Below are 7,487 nucleotides of genomic sequence, written 5' to 3' on the forward strand. Positions count from 1 at the left end.
GGTATATGGAGCTGAAAGCGGACTATCCCACCGTCTATATCGATGCCTGGCAGCAGGACTTTTCCGATGACCCCTTATTGACGGTCATTTCGTCGATCATTGAGCAATTGAGAGATGCTACAGGAAAGACGGTTGCAATACCTGATGGCATCAAGTCAAAGTTATTGGGTATGCTCAAGGTGGGCGGAAAATTGGTACTCAAGTCAGCCATTAAAAAAGCTGGATTGGAAGATGGTGACTTTTCTGTGGAAGGAGAATACGCAGATAAGCTGGTTGATACGCTTTGTAGCAATCACAAAGAGCGTTATGAATCTATCCAGTATCTTAAACAAGAGATCCGGCAATGGGTTGAAGCGGCGGTTTCAGTAAACTTAGACCAGTTGGATGGCCAAGGTCGCTTGGATTATCCCGCCTTTATTTTGATTGATGAGCTGGATCGTTGCCGCCCCTCCTATGCGGTGGAAATGCTGGAGACTATCAAGCATATCTTTGATATTCAGGGCGTGGTGTTTGTCCTGGCAACGGATACTGAGCAGTTGCAGCATGCTATCAAGGTGATTTATGGGGAGGGGTTTGATGGTAAAAAATATCTTGAACGATTCTATGATAGCCAACGTACTTTGAAACAAGGCTCTCGTTATGAGATGGCTAAATCAAGATTAGATCTTTATGGCGATGACTTTTGGTTATCAGACAAATTATTTTTGTATCCCAAGATGTCAAAGATGCAGCTTGCTGAAACCATTGCTGATATTTCAAAGGCTTTTGAATTGTCGCTTCGAGATATGCATAGATTAATATCACATCTAGTCGCAATATTAACCAATATAAGGAAAAACATAGATATTGTTTTCTTGGTGACGCTTTATTGTATTCATCTTAGGAAAAGAGATGCTTACAATACCTTGTTGATGGAAAGGTATAACTTAAAAAGAGTTCTGTCAGAGGGGGGAGATCCAAATTTTGAATGGGTAAAATGGGCACAAAAACTTGATATTCATGCGTTGGAGTCTGTAAGCATTAGTTTTGATCTATCTGGATTAGATAATAGGTGTCAATCTGCAACATCAAAAGTAGATGCGCTAAGTTACTTTGTTTGGTTGTATGTTTTAAGTTTTGATTATAATACAGATGTTGAGTTTCTAAATAAGCAAATAGATTCTGGAGTTATGTTTGATAGAATATCATATTCAATGCAGCAGGCAGTGATTCAATTGGTCAATAAACATTCTGATTTCAATATAATGGATTATGATAATTTTTTAATGCTCGGATTTAATGATTAAACGGGCGGTCAGCCCGTTTAATCATTAACGATTATTTATTATGCCGCTCATACAGCCGCTGCACCACATCCTGTAATCCCAACCCTTCGTTTTGCAGCAGCACGGTCAGGTGGTAGAGCAGATCGGCGGATTCGTTGATGAGCTCCTCCCGATCCTTGGCCATGGCGGCCAGCGCCACTTCGACACCTTCCTCACCTACCTTCTGGGCGATGCGCTTGGTGCCTTTGCCGTAGAGGCTGGCGGTGTAGCTGGTGGCCGGATCGGCCCCTTTGCGAGAAGCCAGTACCTGCTCCAGCTCTGCCAAAAAACCGAGGGGCGGCAGCGGGTGGCCATTAAAGCAGGAGGTTGTCCCTTTGTGACAGGTGGGGCCGACGGGGTTGGCGGCAATCAGCAGGGAGTCCTGATCGCAGTCGGTGCTGATGGCCACGAGCTGGAGCACATTGCCCGAGCTTTCACCCTTGGTCCAGAGCCGCTGTTTGCTGCGGCTAAAGAAGGTGACCTGACCGGAGCTCTGGGTCTGTTCCAGCGCCTCGCGGGTCATAAAGCCCTGCATCAGCACCTCGCCGCTGGCGGCGTGCTGGACGATGGCGGGTATCATGCCGTCGCACTTGGCCCAGTCGAGTTGTTCGGCAAGGGGGCGCGCGCTGGCGGTTGTTTGTGTGTTATCAGAGAAGTTATTCACGGATGGCGACTCCTTCGGTTTTCAGCCAGCGTTTCAATTCGGGAATGGGGATAAGCCCCTTGTGGAACACAGAGGCGGCCAGCGCCCCGTCCACATCGGCGAGGGTAAAGGCATCGCGAAAGTGTGCCATGGCCCCGGCGCCGCCGGAGGCGATCAGCGGTACCTTGCAGACGCTGCGCACCAGTTTGAGCTGGTCGAGATCATAACCCTGACGCATGCCGTCCTGATTCATCACATTCAGCACGATTTCGCCCGCGCCGCGTTTTTGCACCTCCTGCACCCAATCGAGGGTGTGCCAGGCGGTGGTGCGGGTGCGGCTCTCGTCACCGGTAAACTGTTTGACCTGATAGTGGCCCGTCTCGGCATCGAAGTAGGAGTCAATGCCCACCACCACGCACTGCACGCCAAAGCGCTCGGCCAGTCGGCTGATGAGAGTCGGGTCGGCCAGCGCCGGAGAGTTGATGGAGACCTTGTCGGCGCCAAATTCCAGGATCTGGCGGGCGTCTTCCACGCTCTTGATGCCACCGGCGACGCAGAAGGGGATATCTATCACCTCCGCCACCCGGCTCACCCAGCTCTTGTCCACCACCCGCGCATCGCTGGAGGCGGTGATGTCATAGAACACCAGCTCGTCTGCCCCTTCCTCGGCGTAGCGGCGCGCCAGCTCGACAATGCCGCCCATCACCTCGTGGTTGCGAAACTGCACCCCTTTGACCACAACGCCATCTTTCACGTCGAGGCAGGGGATAATGCGTCTTGCCAGCATCAGTTGCCTCCTGTGGTAACGGCTGCGGGCGTTTGCCAGCAGGCGATGGCGTCACCCACCGAGAACTTGCCCTCCAGCAGGGCGCGGCCAAGGATGATCCCCTTGACGCCGGAGCCCTTGAGCGCCTCGATATCCGCGATGCCGCCAATGCCGCCGGAAGCCTGAAAAGCGACGCTCGGGTAGCGGGCGCAGAGATCCCGATAGAGCTCGACGTTGGTGCCAGCCAGGGTGCCGTCACGGCTGATGTCGGTGCAGAGCACGTGCTTGAGCCCGGCGGGGAGAAAGCGCTCGATCAGCGCTTCGATGGTCACCCCGCTGTTCTCCTGCCAGCCTGCCACCGCGATATGGCGATTGCCCTGGGCATCGATATGGACGTCCAGCGCCAGCACTATCTGCTCGGGGCCATATTTCTCCATCCAGTTGGCCACCAGATCCGGGGATTTGACGGCGGTGGAGCCAATCACCACCCGGCTGGCACCGGCGGCCAGCAGATCTGCCACATCCTGCTCCGTGCGCACGCCGCCGCCGACCTGCACCGGCGCTTCGGTGGCCGACAGCAGTTGGGTCAACAGGGGCAACTGGCGCGCCTTGGCATCCTTGGCACCGTCCAGATCCACCAGATGGAGCTGTACCGCCCCCTGGGAGACATATTCATCGAAGCGGGCCTGCGGGCTGCTGCTGTATTCGGTCTTCTGCTCGTAGTCCCCCTGATAGAGGCGCACCACCTGACCATTGATCAGGTCAATTGCGGGAATGATCATTCATAGCTCCAGAAAATTTTGCAGCAAACGGGCACCGGCTGCGCCTGAGCGCTCCGGGTGGAATTGGGCGCCAAAGAAGTTGTCACGGGCGACAATCGCGGTAAAAGGCTTGCCGTAGTCACAAGTCGCCAGCGTCGCTTTTGTCACCTCCAGCGCATAGGAGTGCACGAAGTAGAAGTAACTGCCGCTCGGGATCCCCTTGAGCAGGGGATGGGTCTCGTCATGCTCAATCTGGTTCCAGCCCATATGGGGCAAGCGCAGGTTACCCACTTCCATCAGCCGGATCTTGCCCGGCACTATGCCAAGGCAGTCGATAAGCGTATCTGGCAAACCCTGCGTGCCCATGCTCTCTTCGGAGGCCTCCGCCAGCATCTGCATGCCGAGGCAAAAGCCCAGCAGCGGCTGCTTGGCGGCGCGGATAAGGGGCACCAGTCCCCGTTCGTTGAGGTTGTTCATGGCGGCCACAGCAGTGCCGACACCGGGCAGGATCAGCTTGTCCGCCTGCTCGATATCAGCCGCTTGGCTGGAGACCAAGGGCCGCACGCCGAGGCGCTCGAACGCCATTCTGACCGAGGCCAGATTGGCGCAGCCTGTGTCGATAATGACCAGCTTCTGCTTGCTCACCTCCATCACAGCACTCCCTTGCTGGAGGGGAGGTCACTCCCTTCCACCCGAATGGCCTGACGTAGGGCGCGGCCAAAGCCTTTGAACAGCGCCTCCACCTGATGGTGGGTGTTGCCGCTGCCCACCTTCATTTGCAGGGTGATGGCCATGGCGTCCGAGATAGAGCGGAAGAAGTGGGGCACCATCTCGGTGGCCATCTCGCCCACGTTGTCGCGGCCAAAGCCGCTCGGGCAGTCAAACACGAAGTAGGGGCGACCGCTGAGATCCAGCGCGGTACTTACCTCCTGCTCGGTCAGCGGGCGCGCATCGATCACTGCCTGCACCTCGTCCATCGCCAGCACGAAGCCGAAGCGACCAATGCCGCGCTTGTTGCCAAGGGCTTGGCGCAGCGCCTGCCCGAGGGCCAGCCCCACATCTTCTACCGTGTGGTGATCGTCGATATGCAGATCGCCGCTGACGCTCAGCTTGAGCTGGAAACCGGCGTGGGTCGCTATTTGATCCAGCATGTGATCAAAGAAGCCGATGCCGGTGGCGATCTGGTTGCCGCTGCTCTTGTTTGTGGCAGAAGGGTCCAAGTCAACAGCCACCTGAATGCGGGTCTCCTTGGTGTAGCGCTCCACTTCGGCGACGCGCCCCTTGCAAAGAAGCTGATCACGGATAGCGAGCCAGTCGTGATCCTGCGGGTGGTAGCGAATACCGCCAATGCCCATATTCTCGGCCAGCTGCAGATCGGTCTGGCGATCGCCAATCACGAAGGAGTTGGCAAAGTCGATGCGACCCGAGGCGAGATACGCCTTCACCAGCCCGAGGTGGGGTTTGCGGCAGCTGCAACCGTCGGTGGGGAAGTGCGGGCAGATCAGCACCTGCTCCCACTTCACCCCTTGCGATTCAAATAAATGCATCATCAGGTCGTGGGGTGGCTGGAAGTTCTCCAGCGGCAGGCTGGCGGTGCCCAGCCCATCCTGATTGGTCACCATCACCAGTACGTAACCAGCGGCCTGCAGCTCGCGCAGCACCGGAATGACCATGGGCTCGAAGCGCAGCTTGGCGAGGCTATCCACCTGCTTGTCGGTCACCGGCTCTTCAATCAGGGTGCCGTCGCGGTCGATAAACAAAAACGGGGTCTTCATCGCTACATCCTTGTCTTACAAAGTGGGAGAGGGCAGATCACGCAGTACGGCCAGCACGGCGTCCATCTCGCCCTGATAGCCGATGGTGACGCGAATGCTGTTGTCCAGACCCGGTTTGCTGGAGAAATCCCGCAGTATGATGCCGGCGGCCTTCATGGCGGCAAAGACGGCGGCGCCATCCACAAAGCGCACCAGCACGAAGTTGCCCTTGTCCTCGAATACTTCCTTCACGCAGGCAAGCCTAGCCAGCTCTGCCTTGAAGGCGGCTTTTTGCTTGTTGAGCTCCATCACTCGCTCGCGCATCAGCGCCAGCCCCATGGGGGAGAGGGCCTGCGCCGCGATCTGGGCGATGGGCTCGGGGATGGGATAGGGGGCGATCACCTTGGCCAGCATGGCGATCACCTCGGGATGGCCTAAGGTAAAGCCGCAGCGGATCCCCGCCAGGGCAAAGGCCTTGGAGAGGGTGCGGGTCACCACCAGATTGGGGAAGCGGGCCAGCAGGTCCACCACGGACGCCTCTGGGCAGAATTCGATATAGGCCTCGTCCACCACCACGATGGCGCGATTCCGGGCCTTCTCCAGCAGGGCAATCAGGCCATCGCGACCCACCAGATCCCCGGTGGGGTTGTTGGGGGAGCAGAGAAACACCAGTTTCACGTCGCCGAGGCGATCGGCGATGGCGGGCCAGTCCGGCTGGCGGCTGGTGGTGAGCGGTTGCTCGACGATACCGACGCCACAGGTCTCGGCGCTGATGGCGTACATGCCGTAGGTGGGGGGGCAGATGAGGATCTGATCTTCACCCGCTTCGCAGAAGGTGCGAATAAGCAGCTCGATGGCCTCGTCGGCGCCGCGACTGACCAGCACCTGATCGGGGTTGACTCCGGCGTAGGCGGCATAGCCGCTCACTACCTCGGCCGGTTGGCACTCGGGGTAGCGGTTGAGGCGGCTCCCCTCGATGGTAAAGGGATAAGCCTGCGGCGCCTCGTTGGCGTTGAGCCAGACGTGGCCCTTGCCGCCAATGCGGCGGGCGGATTGATAAGGGGTGAGGGCCCGCACCACGCGGCGCGCCAGATTGGCAATGCTCATGACAAATCCTTCTGCTGTACTGTTTGTTGGGGCGCGGCGGCCAGGGCGTTCAACCTGAGGGTGACGGCATTTTTGTGGCCATCGAGCCCCTCGGCCTGGGCGATGCGCTGAACGATGGGGCCGAGCCCCTGAATGCCCTCGACGCTCAGCTCCTGCACCGTGTAGCGGCGCTGATAATCCGCAAGGCCAAGGCTCGAGCAGGTGCGTGCGTAGCCATAGGTGGGCAATGTGTGGTTGGTGCCGCTGGCGTAATCGCCGACCGACTCGGGCGTCCACTGGCCAAGAAAGATGGAACCGGCGTTCTCGAGTTTATCCAGCAGATCGCGGGGCGCCTGGGTCTGCACAATCAGGTGTTCCGGCGCATAGGCGTTGGAGATGGCGCACGCTTCGGCCAGATCGTCACAGAGGATCACCAGACTGCTGCCGAGCGCCTGCGCGGCGATATCCCGGCGGCTCAGCTTGGCCAGCTGGCGTTTGATCTCCCCTGCGATGGCATCGGCCAGCAGGGGCGAGGTGGTCACCAGCACCACCTGACTGTCGGGGCCGTGCTCGGCTTGGGAGAGCAGATCTGCCGCCACGAAGGCCGGGTTGGCGCTCTCGTCGGCAATCACCAGCACCTCGGAGGGGCCCGCTGGCATGTCGATGGCGGCGCCGCGCCAATCGCGGGAGACCTGCCCCTTTGCTTCGGTAACAAAGGCGTTGCCCGGGCCGAAGATCTTGTCCACCTTCGGGATGCTTGCTGTGCCGTAAGCCATGGCGGCGATGGCCTGGGCGCCGCCGATGGCGAACACCTTCTCGACCCCGCAGGCGCGGGCGGCGAACAGGATCTCGTCGCTGGCGGGGGACGGGGTGCAGAGCACCACTTCACGGCAACCGGCGATAGCAGCCGGAATGGCCAGCATCATCACGGTGGAGGGGAGCGGTGCGCTGCCTCCCGGCACATAGAGGCCAACCCGGCTGATGGGTTGGGTGCGCAGCTCGCACACCACCCCTGGCTGGGTTTCCACCCGTACCACAGGCTGCACTTGGGCAGCGTGGAAGGTGCGAATATTGGCAATCGCCGCTTCGATGGCGCTTTTGATGTCGTTATCCAGCCGCGCGCAGGCGGCTTCAATCTCATCTTCGCTGACGCGCAACCGCTCACGGGGGGCG

General features: G+C 58.7%; 8 protein-coding genes. 1 reads left to right on the top strand and 7 read right to left on the bottom strand.

From position 1 onward, the window contains the following. Window positions 1-1,286 (top strand): KAP family P-loop NTPase fold protein (locus tag AAC083_RS18765; RefSeq protein ID WP_258224565.1); only part of this gene is annotated, 1,286 nt, incomplete at its 5' end. Window positions 1,287-1,317: 31 nt separating this feature from the next. Here the strand turns inward: AAC083_RS18765 and hisIE are convergent. The 7 genes from hisIE to hisD all read right to left on the bottom strand — a co-directional run. Further along, complete coding sequence (gene hisIE, locus AAC083_RS18770; RefSeq protein ID WP_108535513.1) at window positions 1,318-1,968, bottom strand: bifunctional phosphoribosyl-AMP cyclohydrolase/phosphoribosyl-ATP diphosphatase HisIE; 651 nt, start codon at window positions 1,966-1,968, stop codon at window positions 1,318-1,320. Next, window positions 1,961-2,734 (bottom strand): imidazole glycerol phosphate synthase subunit HisF, encoded by a 774-nt coding sequence (gene hisF / locus AAC083_RS18775; protein WP_019446757.1) that lies wholly within the window; start codon window positions 2,732-2,734, stop codon window positions 1,961-1,963. Before hisF ends, hisIE begins: the two co-directional genes overlap by 8 nt. Further along, window positions 2,734-3,495: a 1-(5-phosphoribosyl)-5-[(5-phosphoribosylamino)methylideneamino]imidazole-4-carboxamide isomerase gene (gene hisA / locus AAC083_RS18780; protein WP_108535514.1), complete on the bottom strand. Its 762-nt coding sequence runs from the start codon at window positions 3,493-3,495 to the stop codon at window positions 2,734-2,736. Before hisA ends, hisF begins: the two co-directional genes overlap by 1 nt. Then, a complete protein-coding gene (hisH, locus tag AAC083_RS18785; RefSeq protein WP_108535515.1) occupies window positions 3,496-4,125 on the bottom strand; it encodes an imidazole glycerol phosphate synthase subunit HisH in 630 nt (209 codons plus the stop codon). Then, window positions 4,125-5,249, bottom strand: coding sequence for a bifunctional histidinol-phosphatase/imidazoleglycerol-phosphate dehydratase HisB (gene hisB / locus AAC083_RS18790; RefSeq protein WP_108535516.1), 1,125 nt, complete (start codon window positions 5,247-5,249; stop codon window positions 4,125-4,127). The genes hisH and hisB overlap by 1 nt, the downstream gene beginning before the upstream one ends. Before the next feature lie 15 nt (window positions 5,250-5,264). Then, a complete protein-coding gene (gene hisC, locus AAC083_RS18795) occupies window positions 5,265-6,335 on the bottom strand; it encodes a histidinol-phosphate transaminase (protein ID WP_042037666.1) in 1,071 nt (356 codons plus the stop codon). Further along, window positions 6,332-7,487: histidinol dehydrogenase (gene hisD / locus AAC083_RS18800; protein WP_108535517.1), on the bottom strand; the 1,156-nt coding region annotated here is incomplete at its 5' end. The genes hisD and hisC, both read right to left, overlap by 4 nt.

It is taken from the genome of Aeromonas sp. HMWF014 (genome assembly GCF_963878295.1).
Classification (GTDB): Bacteria; Pseudomonadota; Gammaproteobacteria; order Enterobacterales; family Aeromonadaceae; genus Aeromonas; species Aeromonas popoffii.